Annotated in this window: 24 protein-coding genes and 1 tRNA gene; 15 read left to right on the forward strand and 10 right to left on the reverse strand. The window is 37.8% G+C overall.

Annotated features, from left to right (window positions below; translation table 11 throughout):
* The first annotated feature begins 132 nt into the window (after positions 1-132).
* Positions 133-1,629, forward strand: a complete 1,497-nt coding sequence (locus CUN60_RS09340) for a helix-turn-helix transcriptional regulator (RefSeq protein ID WP_102951783.1) — start codon at positions 133-135, stop codon at positions 1,627-1,629.
* A 44-nt stretch (positions 1,630-1,673) separates the two neighbouring features.
* Here CUN60_RS09340 and purH read toward each other — a convergent pair whose 3' ends face one another.
* The 8 genes from purH to CUN60_RS09380 all read right to left on the reverse strand — a co-directional run bounded on the left by purH (position 1,674) and on the right by CUN60_RS09380 (position 12,539).
* Entirely contained in the window at positions 1,674-3,179 is a 1,506-nt protein-coding gene (gene purH / locus CUN60_RS09345) for a bifunctional phosphoribosylaminoimidazolecarboxamide formyltransferase/IMP cyclohydrolase (RefSeq protein WP_102951784.1), read from the reverse strand.
* A 9-nt stretch (positions 3,180-3,188) separates the two neighbouring features.
* On the reverse strand, positions 3,189-3,719 hold the full coding sequence (locus CUN60_RS09350; protein ID WP_102951785.1) for a cob(I)yrinic acid a,c-diamide adenosyltransferase: 531 nt from the start codon (positions 3,717-3,719) through the stop codon (positions 3,189-3,191).
* A gap of 3 nt (positions 3,720-3,722) precedes the next feature.
* Positions 3,723-4,919 carry a formate-dependent phosphoribosylglycinamide formyltransferase gene (gene purT / locus CUN60_RS09355; protein WP_102951786.1) on the reverse strand — a complete coding sequence of 399 codons (1,197 nt, stop codon included), beginning with the start codon at positions 4,917-4,919 and terminating at the stop codon, positions 3,723-3,725.
* A gap of 1 nt (position 4,920) precedes the next feature.
* Positions 4,921-5,490 carry a phosphoribosylglycinamide formyltransferase gene (gene purN / locus CUN60_RS09360; RefSeq protein WP_102951787.1) on the reverse strand — a complete coding sequence of 190 codons (570 nt, stop codon included), beginning with the start codon at positions 5,488-5,490 and terminating at the stop codon, positions 4,921-4,923.
* Complete coding sequence (gene purM, locus CUN60_RS09365; RefSeq protein WP_102951788.1) at positions 5,478-6,473, reverse strand: phosphoribosylformylglycinamidine cyclo-ligase; 996 nt, start codon at positions 6,471-6,473, stop codon at positions 5,478-5,480. Before purM ends, purN begins: the two co-directional genes overlap by 13 nt.
* 165 nt (positions 6,474-6,638) lie before the next feature.
* Complete coding sequence (gene purF, locus CUN60_RS09370) at positions 6,639-8,066, reverse strand: amidophosphoribosyltransferase (protein ID WP_102951789.1); 1,428 nt, start codon at positions 8,064-8,066, stop codon at positions 6,639-6,641.
* A gap of 1 nt (position 8,067) precedes the next feature.
* A complete protein-coding gene (purC, locus tag CUN60_RS09375; protein ID WP_102951790.1) occupies positions 8,068-8,778 on the reverse strand; it encodes a phosphoribosylaminoimidazolesuccinocarboxamide synthase in 711 nt (236 codons plus the stop codon).
* A gap of 14 nt (positions 8,779-8,792) precedes the next feature.
* Complete coding sequence (locus CUN60_RS09380; RefSeq protein WP_102951791.1) at positions 8,793-12,539, reverse strand: phosphoribosylformylglycinamidine synthase; 3,747 nt, start codon at positions 12,537-12,539, stop codon at positions 8,793-8,795.
* Positions 12,540-13,034: 495 nt separating this feature from the next.
* On the opposite strand from CUN60_RS09380, the gene CUN60_RS09385 reads away from it, so the two are divergent.
* The 14 genes from CUN60_RS09385 (at position 13,035) to CUN60_RS09445 (ending at position 24,038) form a co-directional block, all read left to right on the forward strand.
* Positions 13,035-13,277 carry a HypC/HybG/HupF family hydrogenase formation chaperone gene (locus tag CUN60_RS09385; RefSeq protein WP_102951792.1) on the forward strand — a complete coding sequence of 81 codons (243 nt, stop codon included), beginning with the start codon at positions 13,035-13,037 and terminating at the stop codon, positions 13,275-13,277.
* On the forward strand, positions 13,264-14,367 hold the full coding sequence (hypD, locus tag CUN60_RS09390) for a hydrogenase formation protein HypD (protein WP_102951793.1): 1,104 nt from the start codon (positions 13,264-13,266) through the stop codon (positions 14,365-14,367). Before CUN60_RS09385 ends, hypD begins: the two co-directional genes overlap by 14 nt.
* Positions 14,368-14,385: 18 nt before the next feature.
* The gene (gene hypE, locus CUN60_RS09395; protein ID WP_102951794.1) at positions 14,386-15,399 is read left to right on the forward strand and encodes a hydrogenase expression/formation protein HypE; all 1,014 of its coding nucleotides are present in this window, start codon (positions 14,386-14,388) and stop codon (positions 15,397-15,399) included.
* 308 nt (positions 15,400-15,707) lie between these two features.
* A complete protein-coding gene (locus CUN60_RS09400) occupies positions 15,708-16,664 on the forward strand; it encodes an AAA family ATPase (RefSeq protein ID WP_102951795.1) in 957 nt (318 codons plus the stop codon).
* Between the two features lie 104 nt (positions 16,665-16,768).
* On the forward strand, positions 16,769-17,686 hold the full coding sequence (locus tag CUN60_RS09405; RefSeq protein WP_102951796.1) for a DUF58 domain-containing protein: 918 nt from the start codon (positions 16,769-16,771) through the stop codon (positions 17,684-17,686).
* A complete protein-coding gene (locus tag CUN60_RS09410; protein ID WP_102951797.1) occupies positions 17,676-18,146 on the forward strand; it encodes a DUF4381 domain-containing protein in 471 nt (156 codons plus the stop codon). Before CUN60_RS09405 ends, CUN60_RS09410 begins: the two co-directional genes overlap by 11 nt.
* Complete coding sequence (locus CUN60_RS09415; RefSeq protein WP_102951798.1) at positions 18,143-19,147, forward strand: vWA domain-containing protein; 1,005 nt, start codon at positions 18,143-18,145, stop codon at positions 19,145-19,147. Before CUN60_RS09410 ends, CUN60_RS09415 begins: the two co-directional genes overlap by 4 nt.
* Positions 19,137-20,147 carry a vWA domain-containing protein gene (locus CUN60_RS09420; RefSeq protein WP_102951799.1) on the forward strand — a complete coding sequence of 337 codons (1,011 nt, stop codon included), beginning with the start codon at positions 19,137-19,139 and terminating at the stop codon, positions 20,145-20,147. Before CUN60_RS09415 ends, CUN60_RS09420 begins: the two co-directional genes overlap by 11 nt.
* A 17-nt stretch (positions 20,148-20,164) precedes the next feature.
* Positions 20,165-21,175 (forward strand): tetratricopeptide repeat protein, encoded by a 1,011-nt coding sequence (locus CUN60_RS09425; RefSeq protein WP_102951800.1) that lies wholly within the window; start codon positions 20,165-20,167, stop codon positions 21,173-21,175.
* Positions 21,168-22,859: a BatD family protein gene (locus CUN60_RS09430; RefSeq protein WP_102951801.1), complete on the forward strand. Its 1,692-nt coding sequence runs from the start codon at positions 21,168-21,170 to the stop codon at positions 22,857-22,859. The genes CUN60_RS09425 and CUN60_RS09430 overlap by 8 nt, the downstream gene beginning before the upstream one ends.
* Positions 22,860-23,072: 213 nt before the next feature.
* Positions 23,073-23,378, forward strand: coding sequence for a J domain-containing protein (locus CUN60_RS09435; RefSeq protein ID WP_102951802.1), 306 nt, complete (start codon positions 23,073-23,075; stop codon positions 23,376-23,378).
* Between the two features lie 13 nt (positions 23,379-23,391).
* Complete coding sequence (locus CUN60_RS09440) at positions 23,392-23,682, forward strand: hypothetical protein (RefSeq protein ID WP_102951803.1); 291 nt, start codon at positions 23,392-23,394, stop codon at positions 23,680-23,682.
* Positions 23,683-23,723: 41 nt separating this feature from the next.
* Positions 23,724-23,858 carry a hypothetical protein gene (locus CUN60_RS13345; RefSeq protein ID WP_279639049.1) on the forward strand — a complete coding sequence of 45 codons (135 nt, stop codon included), beginning with the start codon at positions 23,724-23,726 and terminating at the stop codon, positions 23,856-23,858.
* Positions 23,859-23,960: 102 nt separating this feature from the next.
* A tRNA-Pro gene (locus CUN60_RS09445) sits at positions 23,961-24,038 on the forward strand.
* A 10-nt stretch (positions 24,039-24,048) separates the two neighbouring features.
* Here CUN60_RS09445 and CUN60_RS09450 read toward each other — a convergent pair.
* Positions 24,049-24,903 (reverse strand): autotransporter domain-containing protein, encoded by an 855-nt coding sequence (locus CUN60_RS09450; RefSeq protein WP_102951804.1) that lies wholly within the window; start codon positions 24,901-24,903, stop codon positions 24,049-24,051.
* An 11-nt stretch (positions 24,904-24,914) separates the two neighbouring features.
* Positions 24,915-26,774: a polysaccharide biosynthesis protein gene (locus tag CUN60_RS09455; protein WP_222593253.1), complete on the reverse strand. Its 1,860-nt coding sequence runs from the start codon at positions 26,772-26,774 to the stop codon at positions 24,915-24,917.
* Between the last annotated feature and the right edge of the window lie 14 nt (positions 26,775-26,788).

Here is a 26,788-nt window from a genome sequence, read left to right on the forward strand (position 1 = left end):
ATAGTTTTTAGGGGGGTTAATGTTGTAAATTCATTAAATTATTTATTAGACATTGAGAAAAGCCTTTTATAAAGACTATTGGTATGTTACAATAAATTTTCAACCAGCTAAATAGATTTTGTAGGTAAATTAATGTCATATAACGCTATTAATGATTATTTGGAAAGCTTCAAATTCACTACCAAAACACAAGACATAATAGCTTATGTTACTAACCGACATCATCAACCATTAGCGCTAAGCCCTAAATTTAAAGAAGTATTTAATATTGCAGAAATTGAAGAAACCTTATTTTTCTCTACACAAAAGACAGACAAAAATTCAAGTCCTTTCTTTTATAGATTCCAAAAAACTCTCATTGAACAAGAACAGCAAGTTTTAAATAATAAGCTTCATCACATTTTTTTGCAAGTAATTAACCAAACTACATCATCAAAATTATATATTGTTCATAAATTCCCAATAATTATAGACTCTGTCGTACAAGCAATTTACACATGTATGCTACCTTATGGTTTCCCACGTATACCGGATCTTACTTTTATAACATTTAATACTAATCACTATGCACGACCACTTACGTCAGAGTATAAACTTACAGAAAAGCAGCACCTTATACTATTTTTTCTGATTCGGAATCATTCGTATGCCGAAATATCTTCGTGGATGAGCGCATTTGGACACACAATTTCTGTAGCAAGAGTTAATGAACACATTATAAATCTTAAACAGATATTTAACGTAGATACTAGGGTAGAATTGATCGATAAAGCTTTAGAAAAAGGATATTATTCAGAAGTTCCATTAGGATTATTGCAAGAAGGAAGCTATTTAATTGATGATTTTCTATTTAAACTAAAGGTAGTCCAAGATTATTCTATACCAGTAGCAACACCAGAATACATAAAGCCAACCACACCTGAAAGAAATCGAATTCTTTATCTACAAGAAGCTAAATTAATAACTCAAGATATTAGCAATCATATAGATAAGATCAGTCAATTTTACTTCCATTTAGATACCCCTGTTTATTTTTTCGATGATAAGAAAACATTAATTGCACAAACAGAATACTGCATGAGTCTGGGACTAGATTTCCATGAGAGTAAGTTCTTGCAAGAAATCATCTCAGTACCTACCGAAACCAATAATAGTAAGTATCTTCAAGTTATCCAAGTTAATAAAGCTGTAAAAATTTTCATCGTTTATAAAGATACCATTATTAATGAATTCAAAGAAATTATTGGTTATTCGATCCGCATATCTCCATATATCATGCCATCAATTCCATTAATAATGGAGAAAGTATTTAACGTAGTAAAATTACCTTATAGTTCAGTCCCTGAAGAAATAATTTTTACTAAAAAACAACTTTTTGTAATCTATTTCTACATCAGGAATTTTTGGAATCAAAGAATTAGTCAGATACTTAGTGAAATTGGCTTTAAAATGACTTCAGGTAGAGTAAATGAGCATCTTGCTAATATAAAATCAAAACTCAAGATCAATGCCAAAAATCAGCTTTTAGACCGAGCTATTGCGATGAATCATCACTTTATTCCTAGAGAGCTAATTAAAACAGGTCTCTTTAATATTAATGATACCGAAATTGATAAATGGATTTGCTAGCTAAGCCAGATACTATAATCTGACTTAGCTTGTGGCAAATGCGATTAATGTTTGAAATGACGAATACCAGTAAATATCATGCTAATACCATGCTCGTTACAGGCATCAATAGACTCTTGATCGCGCATTGAACCACCGGGCTGGATAATCGCTTTAATCCCAGCTTTGGCACATTCATCAACACAGTCACGGAATGGAAAAAATGCATCTGATGCCAATACACCACCATCTTTTGCCCGTTCAATTGCCTGCGCCGTTGCCCAGATACGATTGGTTTGCCCGGCACCGATTCCTTTAGCAACGCCGTTTTTGGCAACAACAATTGCGTTTGATTTCACATGCTTAACAACTTTCATAGCCATAGTCAAATCAGCAATATCTGCTTCTTGTGGTTTGGTATTGGTAACAACATTTAAACCTTCGGCAAATTTGCTATCACTATCTTGGATAAGAATCCCACCATCGACTGTTACGTATTCAAATTTACCTTGTGGCTTCTCTGTTTTAATCTTGATTACTCGTAAGTTTTTCTTAGTTTGTAGCTCAGCTAATGCCTCAGGGGTAAACGAAGGTGCCATCACAATCTCAAGAAAGGTATTATTCATATCTCTGGCGGTTGCCAGATCAACTTCTTTATTAATTGCAACTATCCCACCAAAGATCGACACAGGATCACTAGCATGCATTTTGGCATAAGCATCACTAACCGAAGAGCCGGTTGCTACACCACAAGGTGTAGAATGCTTAACCCCACAAGCAGCAAACTCATCAAACTCACTAACAACCTTCCATGCAAGATCCATATCACGAATATTATTAAAAGATAGCTCTTTACCGTGTAACTGCTCAAAATCTTTTAAAACACCAGCTTCTGTAGTTGCCACATAGTATGCAGCCTTTTGGTGTGGGTTCTCACCATAACGCAAATCATCAACTTTTTTATATGACATATTAAGATAAGTCGGAAACTCTTCATCACCAAGAAGAAATTTACTAATTGCCCCGTCATAAGCAGAGGTAAGATTAAATACCTTACCAGCTAGCTTTTTGCGAGTAGCAAAGCTTACTTCTTTAGTTCCTGACAATTCCTCTTTTATATTAGCGTAATCACTAGGTTCGGTAATTACAATAACATCTTTAAATGCTTTGGCAGCCGAACGCAGCATGGTTGGTCCACCAATATCGATAAACTCAACTTTTTCTTCAAAACTAATATCTTTTACCACTTCATCGAAAAATGGATATAGATTCACAATCACCATATCAATGGTTTCAATATTGTGTTTAGCGATGGTTTCCATATGTACGGGATTATCGCGAATCGCAAGAATACCACCATGTACATTTGGATGTAAAGTTTTCACCCGTCCATCAAGCATTTCTGGAAAATTAGTAATTTCACTTATATCAGTTACTTTCAAGCCTTCCTGCTGAAGGTATTTATAGGTGCCACCAGTCGAAATTAATTCTACACCTTGAGACAATAAAAACCTTGCAAAATCAGCAATTCCATTTTTATCATAAACACTTATTAACGCTCTTTTTAACATCAATTTTCCTTAAAAACTATAGGGGGTTTCTTCAACATTAAGATTCTTAGCAGTAAATCTAGCTAAAACAAATAGATAATCTGACAAGCGATTCAAATATATCTGCTGACTAGGCTCAATACTCTCAAACTGAAAAGCAGTAACAAGCTTACGCTCAAGCCGCCTACAAATACTTCGGGCAATATGAATTTGCGAAATTATCGGATGTCCAAATAGATAGATAAAGCTACTCAATGGTGGTAACTCAAGATCCATCTTATCAATAAAAGACTCAAGCTGATTTATATTTTCTGTCAGATTAAGGGTTTCATAACCTTTTGCCTTAGCAATCGACGCATTAAGCCTAAATAAGGTATTAATAATTTCGCTAATCTGATTTTTGCTATTCTTATCCTCAACTAGATCATGAACTAACCCAAGGTAGCTACTTAATTCATCACTATCGCCAAGCACATCAATGAGGATATCCGCTTTACTGACTCTAGTACCATTATAAAGACTAGTTTCACCAGTATCACCAGTTTTGGTATATATTTTCATTGCTTACTCAGCAATTACTTTTACTGCGTTAGCAACTTCCTTCGCTCGAGATCTGGCAATTTCAATGGACTCAGCAAAACTTAGGGCAACACCCATACGGCGCTTAATAAAACCTTCTGGCTTAGCAAATAAGCGTAAATCGCTATCTGGCACTGCTAATGCCTGTTCAAGATTAGCGTAAGATAATGCATCTTTATCCACACCCGCATAAATAACGTGGCTAGCGCCAATTTCCTTCTGCTTAGGATTAACCGGTAAACCAAGAATCGCACGCGCATGAAGCTCAAATTCGTTCTGATATTGAGTAATCATCGTTACCATGCCTGTATCATGTGGACGTGGGCTCACCTCTGAAAACCAAACCTCATCACCACTAACAAAAAGTTCAACTCCAAATATACCAAGACCACCGAGATTATCAGTAATAGTTTTCGCAATTTGCTGCGCTTTAGCTAAGGCATTCTCCGACATAGGCTGTGGCTGCCAACTTTCAACATAGTCACCAGCTACCTGACGATGCCCAATCGGATTACAAAAATGGGTTTCTACTTTGCCAGCTGCGTTTTTCGCGCGTACTGTAAGAAGTGTAATTTCAAAATCAAAATCAATTTTTGCTTCAACAATCACTTCGCATTTATTAACTCGCCCAGCCTGATTAGCATATTCCCACGCAGCTTCAACCTCGCTGGCTGAACTAATCATTGATTGCCCTTTACCGGAGGAAGACATAACTGGCTTGATAAAACAAGGAAAACCAATTTCCGTAGTTGCTACTTTCAATTCATCAAGCGATTTGGCAAAACGATAGTTTGAAGTAGGCAACTGTAATTCTTCACTTGCAAGCGTTCTGATTCCTGCCCGATTCATGGTAAGATTAACTGCTCTTGCCGTTGGTATGACTGTAGCTAAATGAGAGTCTTCGATTTCAAGTAATACTTCTGTTGCAATGGCTTCTATTTCTGGTACAACCAGATTAGGTTTTTCATTTATAATTAGTTCGCGTAGTGCAGCTGCATCGGTCATGGCAATTACGTGTGAACGGTGCGCCACCTGCATTGCTGGTGCATTAGCATAACGATCAACAACAATCACTTCAACACCAAGCCGTTGTAATGCGATAACGACTTCTTTACCAAGCTCACCGCCACCAAGAAACATAACCTTAAAAGCACTTTTCGTTAATGCCGTACCTAATTGCATTTTATTTCTCCAATATTTTTCTGATTGCGGCAAGCATTGCTAGATGTTCTGTCTGCTGCACTCGTAGCCGTAGGCTTTCTACCGTATCATCCTTCAAAACCGGAACTTTTTGCTGAACTATTATCTGTCCGCAATCAATTTCACTAGTTACCAAATGAACGGTACAGCCGGATTCAGTTTCACCGCTAGCCAATACAGCCTCATGAACGCGATTACCCCACATGCCATGTCCGCCAAATTTTGGCAATAATGAAGGATGAATATTGATTATCCGGTTTTGCCATTTATCAATAAAAGCATTATCTAAAATAGACAAAAATCCGGCAAGAACGATCAGGCTGCTATCCTGCGGAATCAATTTATCGATTTCTTGTGATAACTCTTCACGATAAGTCTTTCTATCTACGAGATAGGCAGGAATACCTGCCTCTTTTGCTCGCGTAAGTCCATAGCAATCACGATCTGCAATCACACCAGCAATATTACAATCTAACTCACCATGCTTAATTGCATCAATAATACTTTGTAAATTTGACCCACTCCCAGATACCAAGACTACTATTTTAGGCATATTTTTTCATTACCACTGGTAATAGTACCGATAATTTCTGGGAACTCACCGTTTTCTTCAAGTATTTTTACTATATTAGCTGCGTTATCAGGGTTAACCACCATCACAAAACCAAGCCCCATATTGAAAGTACCATACATTTCTTCACGTGGCACACCTAGTTTTTCAATCAGATCAAAAATCGGTAAAGCTTTAATTTTAGCCTTATCAATTGTCGCACATAAACCATCAGGAATTACACGCGGAATATTTTCATATAAACCGCCACCAGTAATATGCGCCATCCCATTGACTGCAAATTTCTCTAATACCGCCAGAACTGGCTTAACGTAAATCTTAGTCGGTGTCAATAAAGCTTCGCCAATTGGCATACCATTAAAGTCAATAGTTAAATCAGTAATCAATTTACGTACCAATGAGAATCCATTACTATGCACACCACTACTTGGTAAACCGATAATTACATCACCCTCGCGGATTTTGTCACCAGTTATAACGGCATCTTTTTCAACAACACCAACCGCAAAACCAGCAATATCATATTCACCCGGCTGATAAAAACCAGGCATTTCAGCAGTTTCACCACCAACTAAGGCTGCGCCTGATTGCAAACAACCTTCAGTAATGCCGCTAACTATTTGCGCTGCAACTTCAGCATCAAGCCTGCCACAAGCCAAATAATCAAGAAAAAATAACGGCTTAGCACCATGACACAAAATATCATTGACACACATTGCCACGCAATCAATACCTATAGTATTATATTTATTCAAGGTGAAAGCTATTTTTAGCTTGGTACCGACCCCATCCGTACCAGAAACAAGAACTGGATTATTATATTTACCAAGCTCATAAAGGGCACCAAAGCTACCTAATTCAGTTAGAACATTTTTATTATAGGTGCGTTTAACCATATCTTTTATCAGTCCAACGCTTTTATAACCTTCTTCTTTATCAACACCTGCACTTTTATAAGTTACCATTATTTAATTTTTCCTAAATTGTAATTACTCATACTATGTAGCTCTGTAACTGCCGGAATATGTAGCAAGAGCAAGGCGCAAAGCGACACGATTTACATAAGAAGTAAATAAGGAGCCTTGCAACACAGCTATTGCGGGATAGTCCAAGCAGTTACACTAAATTTATTATTCTCGTTCGATATGTGCGATTGGATAACTAGCGGTAAAACAACCATCGCAAAATTGATCACTACCCAAAATCCTACGTTGATTATCTAATGAGAGAAAGTCGAGACTATCCGCATTGATTTCTTGACAAATCTCATCGCAACTCATTTTACTGGCAATTAGTTCTTCTTTACTAGAAATATCGACACCAAAGAAGCATTCACTTCTAACCATTGGTGAAGCAAGCCTAAAATGAACTTCTTTTGCCCCAGCGTCACGTAGTAGCCGCACAAGTTTTTTGGCAGTAGTACCACGCACCAGTGAATCATCAACTAGAATCACTCGTTTATCTTTGATCACTTGCTTTAGCGGATTAAGTTTTAATTTAACCGCCTGTTCGCGCATGCTCTGATTCGGTAAAATAAAGCTACGCCCCATATATTTGCTCCGTACCAAACCCATTGCATATGGAATACCACTTACTTCAGAGTAACCAATCGCTGCTACTACACCAGAATCAGGTACTCCAATTACCACATCCGCATCAACCGGGCTTTGAGTATATAATGCCTTCCCGGCTTCCTGACGAATATTATAAACATCCAATCCATCAAGATGACTGTCTGGGCGTGAAAAATAAATATACTCAAAAGAACATGATGCTCGGCGAGTTTCTTTGGTATAACGGGAAGAATGAAGACCATTCCCATCAATAACTATCATTTCTCCCGGCTCAACATCGCGTACTAGCTCAGCACCAACAATATCAAGAGCGCAACTTTCCGAAGCAAAAACATAGGTATCACTATCCCGCATCTTACCATAGCAAAGTGGACGAATACCAAGTGGGTCACGTACCGCAATCAGTTTATTCCCGATCAGCATAACCAAAGCATATGCACCGCGAATAGTATTACAAGTATCATGTATCGCCTGTTCTAGTCCCATCCAGCCACGTTTTGCCAATAGATTAAGAATTACTTCCGTATCACTACTAGTTTGGAAAATCGCACCATCAAGCTCAAGCTCACGTCTAAGAGAATGTGCATTTACCAGATTTCCATTATGTGCAAGCGCGATTGCACCTAATACAGACTGAGCAAATAAGGGCTGGGCATTGGCTAATACTGAGCTACCTGTCGTTGAATAACGAACATGCCCAATAATCGCATTCCCAATCTTTGTTGCTAACTGATCTGGATTAAATACCTCGTTTACAAGCCCCATACCTTTTACAGTTTCAAGATGCCCAAAATTCCCGATCGAAATTCCGGCACTTTCCTGTCCCCGATGCTGAAGGGCAAAAAGCCCACAATATGCCATATAAGCAATAGCTGGAACCTGTTCTTTAGAATAAACGGCAAAGACGCCACACTCTTCTTCCATCTTATCCGAGGCAAAGTTATTTTCATTAATAGGCTTGATGGGTATAGTTTTATGATTCATATTAATTACTTGTTAACCGTTTAAGTACTTCTTGATAGGCTTCTTCAACATTTCCCAAATCACGGCGAAAACGATCCTTATCCATCTTCTCACCCGTTTTAGCATCCCATAAGCGGCAAGTATCTGGGCTTATTTCATCAGCAAGGATTATTTCCCCATTTGCGGTTCTACCAAATTCGATTTTGAAATCAACCAAGATAATCCCACGGCTGGCAAAAAATTCCTGCAAAACGCTATTTATCTTTCTGGTTTCAGCGTAAATTTTATCCAATTCTTCATAACTTGCAGCTTTTAGCGCTACAGCATGATGATCATTAATTAGCGGATCGCCTAGCTCATCATTTTTATAAGAGATTTCCAAAATCGTATTATCTGGTTTAGTTCCCTCTTCGATATTCAAACGCTTTGCCAAACTACCAGCAATCAGATTTCTAACGATAACTTCAAGAGGAACAATCGTAACTTTTTCACACAGCTGATCACGCTCATTTAACTGTTCTTTGAAATGGGTACGAATACCATGCTTAGCCAGTTCGTTAAATATTGCTTGTGCAATTTTATTATTCATCACACCTTTTTCGGCGATGCTACCTTTTTTTTGATTATTAAAAGCCGTTGCATCATCTTTATAGTGAACGATAATCAGATTTGGATCATCGGTTGCATAAATCTGTTTGGCTTTACCTTCGTATAAGAATGCTCTTTTTTCCATCTGCCTATCTCCTATTAATTAAAATATAAAACACCATTGGCAAAAATATCTTGATTTTTATCGCCAACAATATTTTTATAAAGATTCTCGCCCTTACGCTCAGAATGTCCCATTTTACCTAAAATCCGCCCATCCAATGAAGTAAGTGCTTCGATCGCATAGTCAGAACCATTTGGATTATAAATACCATCCAAAGTTGGCTGACCATCTAGATCAACATACTGACAAGCAATTTGTCCATTTGCTGCTAGCTCTTTTGCTAATTCAGGGCTAATCACAAGACGCCCTTCACCATGTGACATAGCAATTTGTTTGATCTCACCAATATTAAACGAACTTAACCATGGCGATTGATTACTTACGATTTTAGTCGCAGATAAACGCGAGATATGTCGCCCAATAACGTTATAAGTTAAAGTAGGATTATCCTCAGTTAAATCAGCCACTTCACCAAAAGGTAGTAAGCCAGATTTAATCAATGCCTGAAATCCATTACATATCCCAAGAATCAAGCCATCACGAGCCAATAAGCCATGCACCGCATCACGTACTTGAATATTGCGCAATATCGTAGCAATGAATTTTGCCGAACCGTCCGGCTCATCACCAGCACTAAAGCCACCTGGCAGCATCAAAATCTGCGAGTTATTAATCAGATTGACTAATTTATCAATTGACTGATTAATATAGCTTGGCGATAAATTATTAAATACCATAATATCGCTTATAGCACCAGCAAAATCAAATGCCCGCTTGCTATCATACTCGCAATTAGTACCAGGGAATACTGGAATTACCACTCTTGGTTTGGCAACTGATTGTCTTGCTTTAACTCGTGACGGTGTACCCTGTAACCTCATACTAAAATCACTGGCAAAATTGGCATCGCTAACAGGTTTCGTTATTGGGAATACAGGATTAAGCGTACCTTGCCAAATAGCAATCAACTCATCTAGAGCAATTACTTCGCCACCTAATTTAGCTAAAGGCTCCGCGATTACATTCCCCAAAAGGATAAATTCGCTAGATGATAATTTTTCATTAGTCGCAAACACCAGCCCACCATAATAACTATTGAATAAGCCCAATGACTCTAAACCATCAACCAATTCAAAGCCAAGTTTATTCCCGAAGCTCATTTTGCTTATAGCTTCAAGAATACCAGCAAAGCCGATTGCCATGGCTCCATTGATTATACCAGTAGCAATTAACTCCTGAATTAATTTATAAGCATTAAGCGTTTCTTTAGCTTCAAGGATATTATTTTCGTCATAGCTTGGTAAATAAGCATAGATATAATTACCTGCAGCTTTAAATTCTGGCGAGATTATCCCACTAGCTAAAGTCGGTGCAACGGCAAATGAAATCAAAGTTGGTGGAACATTAATTTCATTAAACGTGCCACTCATTGAATCTTTACCGCCAATAGCCGCCAATTCAAGCTCTTGCTGTGCTTTATACGCACCTAGTAATGCATTAAATGGTTTAGCCCATTTATATGGATCCGTGCCTAATTTTTCAAAATATTCCTGAAAAGAAAACCTTATTTTCTGATAATCACCACCAGCTGCAACTATTTTGGCAACAGATTCATAAACTGCATAATAAGCACCATGGAAGGTAGATTTACTTGATAAATATGGATCATAACCAAAGCTGGCAATCGAAGCCGCATCAGTTTGCCCATCAATCAATGGGAATTTTTGCACCGATACTTGCGTAGGAGTTAACTGATATTTACCGCCAAAAGGCATTAATACCGTAGTAGCACCAATCGTAGCATCAAACATGTCGACCATGCCCTGCTGTGAACAAACATTAAGATTTGCTAGCATGGTTTTTAGCTGATCAGCTAAGGTATTAGTAACTGATTCTTGCTTAAATAAATCATTGCTCTCATTAGCAGCAACGATTATTTTTGCTTCAGATTTGGCACCATTGGTATCAAGAAAAGAACGTTCAAGATTAACAATCATATCACCGCGCCAAGTCATGGTCATTCTTGGCTCACTGCTTACTTCGGCAACAAATGTGGCTTCAAGATTCTCAGCATTCGCTAATTCAATAAATTTAGCCATATCATTTCTGGCAATCACAACTGCCATCCGCTCTTGCGATTCAGAAATCGCAAGTTCAGTTCCGGTTAAGCCATGATATTTGGTGGGAACCTTATCAAGATCAATGGCAACTCCAGCCGCCAGTTCACCAATTGCAACTGATACGCCACCAGCACCAAAGTCATTACACTTCTTAATTAGTCGGGTAACTTCAGGATTTCTAAATAAGCGCTGAATTTTACGCTCAATAACCGGATTACCCTTTTGTACCTCAGCACCGCACAGCGCCGCCGAGTCAATAGTATGTTCTTTGGATGAGCCAGTAGCACCACCGCAGCCATCACGCCCGGTACGTCCACCAAGAAGGATAATTACATCACCAGCTTCCGGCTGATCACGACGAATATTGGCATAGGGAGCAGCTGCAACCACCATCCCAACCTCCATTCGCTTCGCCTTATAGCCCGGATGGTAAATTTCTTTTACATGAGTAGTTGCAAGTCCGATCTGATTTCCATAACTCGAAAAACCATGAGCGGCTTTAGTCGTAATTTTTTTCTGTGGTAATTTACCCGGCAATGTATCTTCAATTGCTTCAAGAGGATTTGCCGCACCACTGACGCGCATAGCCTGATATACATAAGAACGCCCAGATAATGGGTCACGAATTGCACCACCAACACAGGTAGATGCACCACCATAAGGCTCGATTTCAGTTGGATGATTATGGGTTTCATTTTTAAATTGCAACGACCATTTTTGTGGCTTACCATCAATCTCAATATCAACCAGAATTGAACAAGCATTTATTTCATCAGAAAGCTCAAGATCATCAAGTTTACCAGCTTTTTTAAATTGCTTACCACAAATAGTTGCTAAATCCATCAAGGTAACTGGTTTATTATTTATCTTATTGGCATGGACATATTCGCGACTTAGTAAGTACTGATTATAGGTTTCTTGATAGAGTTTACTATATTTACCAGAAGCGAATTGAATATCAATCAAATGCGTTTCAAAGGTTGTATGGCGACAATGATCTGACCAATAAGTATCAAGAACTTTTATTTCTGTTTCGCTAGGATCTCTCCCAACCTGATTTTTGAAATAATCCTGCACACACTGTAAATCAGCAAGCGTCATGGCAAGCCCATGCAAAGCTCTAAAACCGTTAAGAGCAGCTTCATCAAACTGATTAAATCCACTATAACGTGGAACGGCTACGGGCTGATTATCTATAAATACTGGCTTAATCTCATTTAAATTTTTCTCGCGGTATTCCAGCGGATTAATGTAGTAATTCTTTATCTTTGCCAACTCATCATCAGTCAATTCGGGATTAGTGATTATTAATTTGCCAGTAGTGATGTCAAGGTTGGGATTATTAATAGAGAGAAGATTGAAGGCCTGAATCGCAGAATCTGCGCGCTGATCATATTGTCCCGGTAATGGCTCAACGGCAAACCATGAGCGTCCCAGTTCGGGAGTCTTCTCCGTTATCAAATCAACAGGCAGTTCAGCTAGAACGGTATTTTTCACCAGCTCTAAATCAGCGGAAGTTATATTAAAAAGGTCGTAGATATTAATTAAGCGGAGAGAAGTGAGATTTTTTAGATGTAGATTTTGTTTAAGATCAGCAATTAATTGACTTGCTTCAATATTAAACTTGGTCTTTTTCTCAACAAATATTCGATAGTTGGTCATTAGGTCACCATAGGGTATTAGAAAAATTGCTTATGCAGAAACTCTTAAATAATGCACCGCACAATTCAAGCGCATATTATACACAATTTGGCAAAATTCTGCTCTTAAATAGCAGCTTACCCCATACATATAAATCATCATTAAATGGCTTAGATATAGCTAGTTTGAGCTACAACAAGTAAATAAAAAAATAAATCAGTCACAATGATATTGCATGAGCATAATCAGTATAGCGAAGATAAAAGCAATAACCCTAGTTAATACAATGCTAAAATAGTGGTAGTACACCTCAACTAAGATAAATAAATCGTAATTACTCATACTATGCAGCTCTGTAACCGCTGGAATATGTAGCAAGGCGCAAGGCAACGCGGTTTACAAAATAAATAAGGAGCCTTGCAATACCGCTATTGCGAGATAATCCAAGTAGTTACGATAAATCGACTATATTTACATGAGGTCACAAAATCAATACATATTTATGGTTAAATGAAAATGTGTCTAGCAATCCCAACCCAAATTATTGAGCTTCTGGATAATCAAATGGCTATTACCTCACTATCTGGAGTAAAAAAAGAAATCTCTCTTGCCCTACTGATGGACGAAGTTAAAATTGGCGATTATGTTATTGTTCATGCAGGCTATGCCTTAAATCGACTAGATGAGGACGATGCAAGAAAAACACTAGCGTACTTTGCTGAATTACTAAATGAAGAGAATTATAATGAAATACATTGACGAATTTAGAAATTCACAAGTTGCCAAAAAACTTATTGAAAATATCCAGCGAAAAATAAATCCAGAGCGAAAATATAATCTGATGGAATTTTGTGGTGGACACACTCATGCCATTCACCGTTATGGAATTAATCAAATATTACCAGCAAATATCAAGCTTATTCATGGTCCGGGTTGCCCGGTATGCGTTCTACCGATACCAAGAATCGATCAGGCAATCTGGCTTGCAAATCAGCCAGATGTGATCTTATGCTCCTATGCGGATATGCTACGCGTGCCAGGTGATAAACAAGATAGTTTATTAAAAGCCAAAGCGCGTGGTGCACAAATACAAATAGTTTATTCGGTACTTGATGCGCTCGAAATCGCGAAAAACCAGTCAGACAAGATGATAATATTTTTTGCTATCGGATTTGAAACCACAACTCCGCCAACCGCACACGCAATTCTTGAAGCAAAAAAGATGGGGTTAGATAATTTCAAGGTATTCTGTAATCATGTTTTAACACCAGTTGCTATGACTGCAATCCTTGATGATAACGAGGTAAATATTGATGGCTTTATTGGTCCCTCTCATGTAAGTATTATCGTTGGTAGCGATGCATATCGTGAAGTAGCACAGGAATACCAAAAGCCGGTAGTAATCGCCGGATTTGAGCCACTTGATGTACTGCAGTCAATCGAATACCTAATAGATTTGATCAATGAAAATAAACCGGATATTATCAATCAATATACCCGCGCAGTAAATCCAGAAGGAAATCTAAAAGCACAAGAAATAATTGCTCGCGTGCTTGAGAAACGCCAACAATTTAGCTGGCGCGGACTGGGGCAAATCGCTAAAAGTGGACTAAAGATTCGGCAGGAGTATGCGCATTTTGATGCCGAGGTTTACTATAATCTTCCAGAATTTCAGAGTGATGATGTAAAATCATGTGAATGTCCACAGATTCTACGTGGAATCAAAGAACCCAAAGACTGTAAGCTTTTTGGAAAGGCGTGCACTCCAGAAAATCCAATGGGAGCATGCATGGTTTCTTCCGAAGGCGCATGTGCTGCCGCATTTCAATATTCATTAATTAGCCGCTAGATAAAGAGAATTAGACAAATGAAGATAAACTACAAAGGAAATATCGATTTAACTATTGGTGCGGGTGGTCGGGCAATGAATCAGCTAATTCATGATTTAATGCTAGCAGAATTTGATAATGAATTTCTCGCTCAGCAAGGTGATCAGGCGATTTTGCCGCCAGCAAATGGTAAACTAGCATTTTCTACCGATAGCTATGTAGTTTCTCCACTTTTTTTCAATGGTGGTGATATTGGTTCGCTAGCAATAAATGGCACTGTCAATGATCTAGCAGCTGGTGGCGCAACCCCGCTTTATATAGCTGCAGGCTTTATCATTGAAGAAGGTTTTCCTTTAGCTCAACTACGTGAAATCGTCAAATCAATGGCGAAAGCGGCAAAAACTGCAAATGTAAAAATCGTAACTGGCGATACTAAGGTAGTTGAAAAAGGCAAAGGTGATGGAATTTTTATTAATACCAGTGGGATTGGAGTAGTTGAAAATGACTGGGTGGCAACTAGCCCACAAACAGATGATTTAGTCATCATAAATGGGGCAATTGGCGATCATGGAATGGCAATTATGTCTAAACGCCAAGGGCTTAATTTTGCCTCAGATATTAGTAGCGATTGTGCGGCTCTAAATTCACTTATCGCTAGTCTTGCTCCATATCAAAAGCATATAAGGATTATGCGTGATCCAACTAGAGGCGGTGTTTCGGCGGTTTTAAACGAATGGGCAACATTTTATAATTGCAGCTTTGAGATTGATGAAGAAAAGCTCCTAGTAAATGAATCAGTGCGCGGACTTAGTGAAATTCTTGGGTTTGATCCACTACATATTGCCAATGAAGGTAAAGTTATGCTGGTAGTTGCTAAAGATTATGCAGATGAAATTTGTTCGCTTATGAAAAACCATCCTTTGGGGCAAGAAAGTAGAATCATTGCCAAAGTTAACCCAGCAAGTCAAGTAAAAGTAAGTATGAAAACTCTGTTTGGTGGACTACGTAGGGTTGATTGGTTAAATGGTGAGCAATTACCACGTATCTGCTAGCTATTGGGCTAAAAATTTCACCATTAAGCCGCGATTAGCTAATGGATAATAACCCCTTCTACTCGTAGACTAACTAAACGTAAATAAACGTATTGATAGAGGGGAATTATCGGATAAGCTTTTATTGCGACATTGAGGAAATAATAAGCAGCGCAATTTGCTTATAATCAAAAATATTAATTCTCCACATCAAAAAATTGCAAAATAAGCATTTTTATGCTATAAATCAACTCTGAGACTTGCAAGAATGATTTTTGACTCTATATACGAAATGAAAGGTTTTTAAAACACATATTCCCGGAGGATTTATGACAGAACGTGAGCAATTTAGACAATTATTAGAGTATCTTGATGGTAAAATTGTAGGTCAAAAAGACCTTACCAAACGGCTGCTAATTTCATTATTAGCAGGTGGGCACCTACTCGTAGAAGGCGCGCCTGGCTTAGCCAAAACTACAGCAATTAAAACTCTTTCTTCCTGCATTGAGTGTTCATACCACCGCATACAGTTTACACCTGACTTACTACCAGCTGATTTAACTGGTACCGATATTTATGTACCAGAACAGCAAACGTTCCAGTTTCAGGCTGGACCATTATTTCATAATTTTCTTCTTGCCGATGAGATTAACCGGGCACCAGCAAAAGTCCAGTCAGCTCTTCTTGAAGCAATGGGTGAAAAACAGATAACTATCGGTAAAAAAACCTATCCTCTACCGCAATTATTTTTAGTAATGGCAACCCAAAATCCTATCGAGCAGGAAGGAACCTACCCCCTACCTGAAGCACAACTTGATCGTTTTATGCTCTATGTCAAAATCGGCTATCCAGATAGCAATGCTGAAGCACAGATTCTTGCACTTAATCGCAATCTTAATAAAACTGAAAACGAAAACCGACCAACACTTAGTCAGGAAGCAATTTTTAAAGCGCAGCAAGAATTAAACGCAATCCATCTAAGTAAAGCGGTTGAAGAATACATAATTCAACTTATCATGGCTAGCAGATATCCGGAGAAATATTCAGAAGAGCTTGCCAAATGGATTCGTTTTGGTAGTAGTCCACGTGGGACAATTGCGCTTGAAAAAACGGCCCGTGCCCATGCCTGGCTTGATGGGCGGGATTATGTTACTCCACATGATATTCATGCCATTATTCATGAAGTGTTACGTCACCGGATTCTATTAAGTTTTGATGCCGAAGTTGAATCAGTTACTAGCGATCAGGTAATTGATAAACTACTTAATCTGGTTCCAATTCCATAAACTGACCTAATTAGGCTTTTATAGTTATCTGAATAACGCTGATTTCAACTTTATTTAGCTATAAAAGCCTTGTCGTTACAGCAAAATTTACTAGGGTAGCAACAATGAGTCAGGAAAAAAATCTAAATAATGGAATACGTCCGGTTATAAAAGAATTGCTGGCATTAAAGCATCATGCAGCTGGAATCCAGTTTTTTAATAATCGCAAAGTTCACTCAGTTCAGGCAGGGATGAGATTATCTCCAGCCCGTGGACGGGGAATGGATTTTGAAGAAGTTCGGCATTACCAATCCGGTGATGACGTGCGTCTTATTCACTGGTCGCTGACAGCAAGGCTTGGCAAACCATTTACTAAAATTTATCGTGAAGAACGTGAAAGGTTGATTTATTTAGTTATTGATCAGTCTTCGGCAATGCATTTTGGTACGAGAGTCTGCTTCAAAAATGTACTAGCCGCCAAAGTAGCCGCATTACTTGGTTTCGCAGCACTTGATCATCATGAACAGGTGGGCGGGATTATTTTTAATGATAAGAATGCCGAATATATCCAACCCAAACGTAGCCGTCAGTCATTGCTTCAGATGTTTAATATCCTCCATAATAATCAGGGCATCAAGCACTATCAGGGTGGACTTGAAAATAATCTGCAACTCTTGAGTCAAAAAATCCAATCCGGCAGTGTAGTGATAATCATTAGCGATTTTAATGATTATTCCGCCAACATTAAGAATTTTCTCAATATAATCAATCGCAAAGCCGAAATTATCAATGTCTTTATTTATGATCCATTAGAGTCTAATCTCCCCGATCATGGATATTATAATTTTACCGACGATGGTAAACGTAAACTCGAAATTAGCGCAACCAAAAATAATCGCCATTTATATAGTAATAATTTTAACGAACGCCTTAGCGAAATAGAAAATTTCTCGCGCAAAAATCGCATGCAATTTGTAAAACTGGCTACCAATGATAATCTGGTAGGAAAAATTAATCATGGAATTTTAAAATATGGATACTAATACTAATCCGTTAGCAGAACTAAAAGACGTCCATCTGCCAGCTCCAGTATCTATCTTCCCACTAGCAACTGGCTGGTATATCGTTATTGTGCTCATATTTATTTTAGTAGCAGTGCTTATCTGGTGGCAGCTACGCCGACATAAGAAAAAACAGCAACAACAGGAAATCTTTAGCCTATTAAAGCAAATTAAAGCTAATGCAGTAACTACATCCGATGAAAAAACTATTGAAGAATGCTCAATTTTATTGAAACGGGTTGCCGTTGCCAAATTCCCGGAACAAAAACCGCAATTACTCTTTGGCAAAAATTGGCTGCAATTTCTTGATAAAACAGGCAAAACCAGCGAATTTACCACTGGTTGTGGACATTACTTGGGTGAAATATACCAAAAACAGCAACTAGAAGATAAAGAGGCTTTTTTTACCCTTATTGAAAAATGGCTAAGGAGTGTAATATGATCCAGATTGCTTATCCTTGGCTATTTGCAGTAGTAGTATTGCCATTTATCGGATATTGGCTATTACCCAAAAGCACTCATAAAAATGCCAGCGCACTGAAAGTCCCATTTTTTAATCGGCTATTACAAACATTTGATGGCTTAACGATTGAAGAACAAGGTAATCGCTTATCTTGGCTAAAATACTTATGGCTAATAATCTGGATTTTAATTGTCATCTCTGCTAGTGGAATAGAGTGGCTGGGTAAACCGTTATCAATTCCACAAAGTGGACGTGATCTTTTAATGGCAGTGGATTTATCCGGTAGTATGGAAACTCCGGATATGGTGATTAATGGTAATAATATCAGCCGGATTGATATGGTGAAACAGGTTGGTAGCCAATTTATCAATAATCGGGTTGGTGATAGGCTTGGGCTAATTCTATTTGGCTCCAGACCATATTTGCAAACTCCATTAACCTTTGACCGGAAAACTGTCGCCCAAATGCTTGATGATGCTACGCTTGGCATCGCTGGACCACAAACCGCGATTGGCGATGCAATTGGATTAGCAGTAAAGCGTCTTCTTGACTACCCAAGTAAAAGTAAAGCACTAATTTTACTAACTGATGGCGGCAATAATGCTGGAGTTCTTGCTCCATTAAAAGCTGCTGAATTAGCGAAAGAAGCACATATAAAAATCTATACCATTGGAATTGGCGCCACTAGTATGCAAGTACCTGGATTATTTGGTAGTAGAACCGTTAATCCATCTAGTGATCTAGATATTGATAGTCTAAGACAAATTGCTGCAATTACAGGTGGTGAATTTTTCCGTGCCGAAGATGTATCGCAATTACAAAGTATTTATGGAACGATAAATCAACTTGAACCGATAAAATCAGATTCAGTTACGGTACGCCCAGTAACTCCATTATATCCCTGGACTCTTGGCGTAGCCTTACTATTAAGCTATCTGTGTATTCTTCTTAAATTAAGGAGTACTCGCCATGCTAACTAATTTTCATTTTTTACGCCCATGGTGGTTTCTTGCTCTAATCCCTGCAATTATACTCTATTTGTATTATCATAAGAGAAGTCCTAAAACTAATAATAATTGGGCAGAATACTGTGATCCACACTTATTACCACACCTAATAAGTGATTATCGTGAAGAAAAAAGCTCATGGTTGGCTCATATTCTTTTATCGGCATGGCTGGTAGCAGTTCTGGCACTATGTGGACCAACTTGGTCACAATATGCAGAAAATATTTATCAGAAAAATGTTGCCCGAATTATTGCGCTCGATGTTTCACCATCAATGAATTCTGCTGATATTCCACCTTCTCGGTTAGAACGAGCAAAATATAAGGTTCTTGATCTCTTAAAGCAGCTAAAAGAAGGCCAAACAGGATTAGTGGTTTTCTCTGGTAGTCCGTTTGTGGTATCACCATTAACTAACGATACAAATACAATCGCTAGTATGGTTCCAGTCCTTGACTCTTCAATTGTACCAGTGGATGGTTCAGACATAGCTAAAGCATTAAAAAAATCAGCACAGCTACTAAGTCAGTCTGGTTTTAGCCGTGGACAGATAATACTTGTGACAGATACCCGCCCTACTCCTGAAGATGAAAGAGAGGCAGCAAAACTAGCAGCAAATGGATATACTATAAATGTTCTTGCAATCGGAACAGCCCAAGGTGGTCCAGTTAGTAATGCTAGTGGTGGTTTTGCGACAGATAAAAATGGTAATGTAGTTTTTTCTAAGCTTGATAGCCATGAGTTACAGGCTCTCGCAACTAAAGGGAATGGTAACTTTATAGCCTTTAGCAACGATGATAGCGATGTAGATGCAATTCTTAATTCTATCAATAATAATGTTCTTGAGGATGGCAAACCTACTGCGCAAATGGAAACCAAAAGCTTATGGAAAGACGAAGGACACTGGTTAATCTGGCTATTACTGATTCTAGTAGTAATTATTGCTAGAAAAGGTTGGCTAGAAAAAATATCCTAAAAAAGTATAGGTGAAAGATGAATAGAAGAATTAAACTAAAATATATTTGCTTGGGTATTATATTTTTACCGCAATTAAGTTTGGCTTTTAGCTGGAAAGACTTATGGTTTAATCAAGATCAGCAAGCTCAACAATTATTAAAATCAAATAAACCGAAAGAAGCCGCAGAAAAATTCCATGACGAGAAATGGAAAGGTATTGCCTATTATAAAGACAAGCAATATGATAAGGCTTATAGAGAATTTCAAAATGATAAATCAGCTCAAGGTTATTATAATCAGGGTAATGCTCTTGCCAATATGCAAAAATATCAGGAAGCAATCGATGCATACTCTCAATCATTGAAATTGGATAAAAATAATCAGGATGCTAAAGATAATATTGAAATCTTGAAAAAACTTCAGCAACAGCAAAAGCAGAATCAGCAGCAAAACTCTGACTCCAAATCAGATCAAGACAAAAAAGATCAAAATAATAAGCAAGACTCTCAGTCGCAGCAGAATAAGGACAATAATTCTAAAGGTCAGCAAAATCAACAACAGAATAACCAGCAAAATAATGCTAATAATAATCAAGATAATAAACAACAACAAGATAAAGATCAACAATCTCAAGGACAACAACAAGATAAACCGCAAAATGGAGAAAATAATAACAATCAAAATCAATCATCGCAACAACAGCAACAAGATAGTCAAAAGCAGAATCAGCCGATGAAAGATGATACCAAAGAAAAAGCGAATAATCAAAGCCAGCAACAGTCTGCAAACAACGATAAAAATCAGCAGCAAAAGCAGGCTCAGGAACAACAGGCTAAGCAGCAAGCAGAAGATAAAAAAACACAGCAGGGACAACAAGCCACCAATGCAGCTACTAGCCAATATATGACACCTGAAGAGCAGAAACAGCAGCAAGAATTAAAAGCCATCCTCTCACAAGTACCAGATGATCCGGGTGGACTATTAAGAAATAAATTTTTACGTGATTACCAAAAAGAACAACAACAGCAAGGAAGTAATAATGAATAAAAAGATCCTCTTTAGCAGTTTACTATTATTGATTGCAGGCAATGTATTTGCCACTGTATCAGCTAGTGTCGATAGAAGTCAGATTGCCTTGGGACAGAGTTTTACCCTAACTATAAATCTACCCGACTCAAACGATACGCCGAATCTGGATGTATTAAAAAGCAACTTTGAAATTTATGGAACATCGACTAGCAGCCAAACAAATATTATTAATGGCAAAGTAAATTCACAAAATACGCTAACAGTTAATCTTATTCCAAAAAATCCGGGAAAACAGCTAATCCCAGCAATAAAAGTTGGTAATGATGCAACCGCGCCAATTAGCATAGAAGTAAGCGAAGGCGATAGTAATAATAAGGTCGCCGATGCCAAAGATAGTGCAGTTTATCTTGAAGCTTCAGTTGGTAAGCAAAGCCTGTATGTTGGAGTACCATTTTTATATACAGTAAAACTATATTTTAATGTATCGCTATCTAATCTTAGCATGGAACCATTAAATATTGATGGTGCGCAAATCGAGGCTCAAGGTAAACCAATTCAATACCAGAGTAATGAAAATGGTAAGACTTATCAGGTTGTCGAGCAAAGATTTATGGTAACACCAAATAAATCTGGTAAACTAACCATTCCTCCTGCCAAAATAAGAGGAGCAATTGCGGATAACGATAATAACAGCTTCTTCCCAATGATGGCAAATAAACCATTTATGGCAAATTCAAAACCAGTTAATCTGGAGGTAAAAGCTGTCCCGGCTAATATTGCGATTAACCAGTGGTTTCCTGCCAAAAATGTGAAAGCTACTGATAGTTGGTCTATTTCTAGCGACACACTTAAGGTGGGTGAGCCATTAACCCATACCATCTCGCTTGAAGCATTGGGCGTACCAGCCACATCGATTCCAGAACTGGAGATTAATAATCCAGCTGAAGTTAATGCTTATCCAGATAAGGCGCAAAGTAGCACTAATAGCAACAATGGCGAATTAACCGGAACTAAAACTTTCAAAATCGCCTATATCCCAACCAAGGCAGGAACGCTATCTTTTCCAACGATTACGATTAAATGGTGGGACATCACTGCTGATACACTTAAAACAGTCACCATCCCTGCCAAAACTTATACTGTTACTGCGGATCCCACTACACCAGCCAACCAAAATTTAAGTGCTAGCCAAATATCTTCAGCTAATAATACGGGTAATAGCGAAAAAACTGTTACTAAAATTAAGCCTGAAAACCCGCTCTGGAAATATCTAACCTTCTTATTTGCCGGATTATGGCTAATAACCTTGGGCTTTATGTTAAAACTATCCCGTAAAAGAAAAATTAGTAATCCGCAGCAATCAAGTACTGATATTAGCGTGGTAGATTTTGCTAGCAACAAGAGTATTAACATCACTACATTAAAAGAAGCCTGCAATAGCAAAAACATTAGCGCAACCTGTAACGCTCTGATTAACTGGGCACAAGCATTTTCGGATAAAAAAATCTATACTATTAGTGATATTAATAGTGTAATTTTTCATGAGAAGTTGGCAAATCTAATTCAGAAATTAAATTCTGCAACATATAATGATGAAAAATTTGACAATTTTGATAGCATCCCAGAATTGATTAAATCCATTGAATCCAGAATTAAAAAGCCCATCAAGAAGAATACTCTAGGAGAGCTATATCCAAAATAAAACGCCAAAACGTTACATTAAACAACAAAACCCAATAAATTATGCAGTTTTAATAACTCAAGTATTGACAAGGCTTTCAAACTGGAGTATTATTACAATGTATTGAGCAGCAAGCTTTTCACAGTATGACCTTCAAAGATCTGTGTGAAGACTTAAGTTGTAAAATGGAAGTAATTTAAGACATAAAGACAAGTTGTTAAGCTGGGGATTATCATGAATAGAATTGAAGCATGTCAAGCATTAAGATTAAATGATAATCAGGTATTGGATCTGGGTATTATAAAAAAGGCATATCGTAAACTCTCAAAAGTACATCACCCAGATAAAGGTGGTAATAATGAAAGTATGATATTGATTAATCAGGCTTATAGATTTCTTATCACAGATATTCAGAAACCAATAATTGAAAACTCAACAAGTAGCTTATGTCTGTTTAATGATTTATTTAATTTTATGCTGGCTAACTATCTCCTTGCTTATTCAAGATATACAGCCACTGTATGCAATACGCTACCCTAAAAGGTTTTAAACAATGAAAGCATTATTATTAACTCTAGGAGTTCTGTCCTCATTAGCATACGCTGATGATAAAGTAAATGTTGATACTCAAACGGTAACTTGTGCTAATAATTACAAGATTACCAGTAAAACAACTATCGCAGATATTACAAAAAACTGTAATACTGAAGAATTAGAAAAAAAGCATAGATTAATATCCAAAAATAAGGGACAGGAAATAAAATTTAAGGCTACCACGGAGGTAGAAATGAAATGCCAATTCGATAATAATGGTCAATTAAAAACATGTGCAATTGATGATTAAAGACAACAAAACAACATATCAAAAATAAGGCAAAGGTTTATATGTTACGCAAAGTAAGTAATTTTATTGTACGCAAAATAAAAAGAGAATCAAAACAAGGTAAAATAAGTAATCGAGATATTTCATCGATTGGCAAAGACAAGCTATATTATTATAAACCTGATGTCCGCAAATAATTTTTAACTCAAAAAACATAAATTTGGTTGACAGCATTAGTTAAAATAGCTATAATTACTCCCTAGCGTTGTGGACTAATCTTAGTAACTGCAATGTTTTGTCGGGGCGTAGCGCAGTCTGGTTAGCGCACTTGTTTTGGGAACAAGGGGTCGTGAGTTCGAATCCCACCGCCCCGACCATTTCTAAAAATCACCAACTTACGTTAAACTTTGCGCCAATCATCTGAATCGAATTTGTCTGTGAATTTACTCCAAACCCTCCGTCAGACGGAGAAGCCATCGCGACACTATCCGGATAATTAGCAGCAGTCTGATATTGCCAATACGGGATAAGACTCATTGACTGAGATACCTTAAATGCAAAGCCAATTTGGGTATTTGCAACAATTTGATCTACCGTTGCAGTCTGAACAACACCCGGGTTAGTTTCCCCCTCCTGAAGAGTACCTATCAAAGCCACTTGCTGAAAACCCATCCAGAAATTAAGATATGGCGTAAAGTATTTGGTTTCCTTAAATGAAATCTTTAGCCCCAGAAAGCCAGCCAGTGTTGTTGAATTAATATAGTTACCATTACTGTCTTCATAAACTAGCTGAAAATTTTTGAAATAATTCATCCGGGCATATGGAGTCATGTCTATGTGTTCATTCACATGAAAATTATAACCCAAAAAGCCACTAAAACCAGTACCTAATGGATTTTGAATATTAGATACTGGCACGGAATCAAAAATTGGATTCTGAGTCATATAGTTGTACGCGCCCCAAACTCGCACTTCATAATAAATCTGATTTGCTAAAGTTTGTGAGAAAAATAGATATGCCTGCGTATTGTTGGGGGTCTCCTGAATACCAACACCAGCAGAAGAAACCGTAACATCCTTAGGCGCATTACCAACTATCCCGTCATATTTGGCTAAGGTAACACTTGATTCACCAGTTTTTTCGAATACTGCCGACTCATTACTATTATTAGTAGCATAAACATCCGGAACATCAACTACCAATAAACCACTTATTAAAGAAAATATATACTTTAAACGCAAATTTTTACTCCTTATTCAATCCCCGGCGTATATTCAATAACCAACTCTTTCAGTAAATCTAGTGCAGCATGTATTTCATTAAAGCGAATAAAGTCACTCATTAAAAGTAATTTTGGCTTCAATAACTCCATAGCAATAAATTTCTCATTTGCTTTCATAATCCGCTCATGTTGGGTTTTATCGGGATTATTACCAATTAGTAGCTCTTCATAGAGCTTTTCACCTGGACGTAAGCCAGTAAACTTGATCTCTATATCTCCACTACGATTCTCAGCATCTTTTAGAGTTAGTCCACTCAGATAAATCATTTTTCTTGCTAAGTCAACAATTTTAACTGGATCCCCCATATCAAGTACAAATACTTCACCACCAATCGCCATATTCCCCGCCTGAATAACCAGTTGTACTGCTTCAGGAATAGTCATAAAATAGCGAATTATATCTGGATGGGTTACGGTAATTGGTCCACCCGACCTAATTTGTCGCTTAAATAACGGGACAACTGAGCCCGATGATCCTAATACATTACCAAATCTGACCATATTAAATACCGTATGTCCAGACTTCTCAGCAAATGCTTGTAAAATAAGCTCAGCAAGCCGCTTACTCGCACCCATGACATTTGTTGGGCGAACTGCTTTATCCGTTGAAATAAGTACCATATTATCAACACCAGCATTTAAGGCTGCTTCAGCAACCACATAAGTGCCTAGCCCGTTATTCTCTAGCCCAGCAAGTGGATTAGCCTCTACCATCGGCACATGCTTATAGGCTGCGGCATGGTAAATCGTATTAACTTTATATCGATTAAGAACCGCTGAAACCAATTTTTCATTAGTAACACTACCAAGTATTACAACAAGATTAACATATGCAAAACGATTACGTAACTCTTGTTCAATATTATATAAGGCAAACTCTGATGAATCAAGAATAACCAAACGCTCTGGATTAAGCGCTGCGATCTGCCTTGATAATTCACTACCAATTGATCCCCCTGCGCCAGTCACTAATACACTTTTACCGACAATATTTTTGGTAAGTAACTCATTATTGGGTGGCACTGGCAGCCTACCCAATAAATCCTCAATATCAACATCCTTAATATCAGAAAATTTCACCTCGCCGCTAATAATACTTGCAAGCCCGGGCAATGTTTTGACATAAATTGAGTTTTCTTCAAGTTGATTAATAATCTCACGACGGCGACTTAGTGGTGCAGAAGGAATTGCCAATAAAACCTCTTCTATATGATATAGCTTGGTAACTAATATCAACTCATTGGGAGGATAGACTTTCAAGCCGCGAATAGTCTTATACCACTTTGATTCATCATCATCTATAAATAACAATGGCGCATACTCATTACCATGAGTAAGTGAGGTTGCCAGCTGTACTCCCGCACTACCAGCACCATAGATCGCGACTGGACGGGCTTCAGCATTATAACCAATCTTGCGTAGAATTCCGCGGAGCATAAATCGGCTACCACCGATATACACCAGTGCAAATAACCAGTAGATAATAATTGCCGTCCGGGGAAACGCCAAAGCATTAGAAAAATGAATAAATACTGTCAGAACTAGTACTGAAACAGTAACCCCAATAAAGACAATATAGACTACAGTATCGTCAAGAAATTTTATAATCGCCCGGTATAGTCCCAGTTGGATAAATAAAGGAATCGTCCACAGTGGCAAACAAAAAAACAACCAGATGTGAGGTGTGATTTTAGGATCCCACTCAGCACCAAGTCTAAGCCAGACAGCAGTAAAGAGCGCTGCTGGTAACAAGACACAATCCAAAAGGAGTAATGCCAAAATTTCCCATTTAAACAAATAGGCTAGTTTATCTTTTAATATTGACCCCATCTCAATTCCCAAAT

This window comes from Aquella oligotrophica, assembly GCF_002892535.1.
GTDB lineage: Bacteria > Pseudomonadota > Gammaproteobacteria > Burkholderiales > UBA11063 > Aquella > Aquella oligotrophica.

Coding starts and splice junctions, on each gene's coding strand:
- CUN60_RS09340 (WP_102951783.1), top strand. CDS start 133: ATGTCATATAACGCTATTAATGATTATTTGGAAAGCTTCAAATTCACT.
- purH (WP_102951784.1), bottom strand. CDS start 3,179: ATGTTAAAAAGAGCGTTAATAAGTGTTTATGATAAAAATGGAATTGCT.
- CUN60_RS09350 (WP_102951785.1), bottom strand. CDS start 3,719: ATGAAAATATATACCAAAACTGGTGATACTGGTGAAACTAGTCTTTAT.
- purT (WP_102951786.1), bottom strand. CDS start 4,919: ATGCAATTAGGTACGGCATTAACGAAAAGTGCTTTTAAGGTTATGTTT.
- purN (WP_102951787.1), bottom strand. CDS start 5,490: ATGCCTAAAATAGTAGTCTTGGTATCTGGGAGTGGGTCAAATTTACAA.
- purM (WP_102951788.1), bottom strand. CDS start 6,473: ATGGTAACTTATAAAAGTGCAGGTGTTGATAAAGAAGAAGGTTATAAA.
- purF (WP_102951789.1), bottom strand. CDS start 8,066: ATGAATCATAAAACTATACCCATCAAGCCTATTAATGAAAATAACTTT.
- purC (WP_102951790.1), bottom strand. CDS start 8,778: ATGGAAAAAAGAGCATTCTTATACGAAGGTAAAGCCAAACAGATTTAT.
- CUN60_RS09380 (WP_102951791.1), bottom strand. CDS start 12,539: ATGACCAACTATCGAATATTTGTTGAGAAAAAGACCAAGTTTAATATT.
- CUN60_RS09385 (WP_102951792.1), top strand. CDS start 13,035: ATGTGTCTAGCAATCCCAACCCAAATTATTGAGCTTCTGGATAATCAA.
- hypD (WP_102951793.1), top strand. CDS start 13,264: ATGAAATACATTGACGAATTTAGAAATTCACAAGTTGCCAAAAAACTT.
- hypE (WP_102951794.1), top strand. CDS start 14,386: ATGAAGATAAACTACAAAGGAAATATCGATTTAACTATTGGTGCGGGT.
- CUN60_RS09400 (WP_102951795.1), top strand. CDS start 15,708: ATGACAGAACGTGAGCAATTTAGACAATTATTAGAGTATCTTGATGGT.
- CUN60_RS09405 (WP_102951796.1), top strand. CDS start 16,769: ATGAGTCAGGAAAAAAATCTAAATAATGGAATACGTCCGGTTATAAAA.
- CUN60_RS09410 (WP_102951797.1), top strand. CDS start 17,676: ATGGATACTAATACTAATCCGTTAGCAGAACTAAAAGACGTCCATCTG.
- CUN60_RS09415 (WP_102951798.1), top strand. CDS start 18,143: ATGATCCAGATTGCTTATCCTTGGCTATTTGCAGTAGTAGTATTGCCA.
- CUN60_RS09420 (WP_102951799.1), top strand. CDS start 19,137: ATGCTAACTAATTTTCATTTTTTACGCCCATGGTGGTTTCTTGCTCTA.
- CUN60_RS09425 (WP_102951800.1), top strand. CDS start 20,165: ATGAATAGAAGAATTAAACTAAAATATATTTGCTTGGGTATTATATTT.
- CUN60_RS09430 (WP_102951801.1), top strand. CDS start 21,168: ATGAATAAAAAGATCCTCTTTAGCAGTTTACTATTATTGATTGCAGGC.
- CUN60_RS09435 (WP_102951802.1), top strand. CDS start 23,073: ATGAATAGAATTGAAGCATGTCAAGCATTAAGATTAAATGATAATCAG.
- CUN60_RS09440 (WP_102951803.1), top strand. CDS start 23,392: ATGAAAGCATTATTATTAACTCTAGGAGTTCTGTCCTCATTAGCATAC.
- CUN60_RS13345 (WP_279639049.1), top strand. CDS start 23,724: ATGTTACGCAAAGTAAGTAATTTTATTGTACGCAAAATAAAAAGAGAA.
- CUN60_RS09455 (WP_222593253.1), bottom strand. CDS start 26,774: ATGGGGTCAATATTAAAAGATAAACTAGCCTATTTGTTTAAATGGGAA.